At 37.9% G+C, this 372-nt stretch carries 1 pseudogene; it reads right to left on the bottom strand.

Features of this window, described 5'->3' with window-relative positions:
• Positions 1–57: 57 nt before the first annotated feature.
• A pseudogene (locus ACFIK8_RS10140) lies at positions 58–372 on the bottom strand (hemin-binding protein E); the annotation flags it as partial.

Below are 372 nucleotides of genomic sequence, written 5' to 3' on the forward strand. Positions count from 1 at the left end.
CGTAGCACCGAACCATTGTGCTTTGTAAGTATAATGATCGCTTATCGTGTCATTTTCTTAAAATTTATCCTTTAGCGTAATTCTAGCAGCCTTAAATTCATCGTTAAGAGAGTTGGCTTGAGGTACAGAAAGAGTTCTTGTAACGCTTGTTTTCGTTGCTTCACAATCAGCCCAAATTGCATCGGTTTCAACCCCTAGAATCAGACCACTTCCAAGATCTATATTGGAACCTGCATAAATACCTCCCACAATGCCTGAAAGCTGAGGTGTTAACTCTTTAGTAAAAATGCTTGTTTCTTTTCCTAGACCCTTTATTTTATTATCACTTGTAAAATTCCCAATCTGGCCACCAATATAAAAACCTGTCCAAGA

This window comes from Bartonella sp. MR168JLCBS, assembly GCF_042194175.1.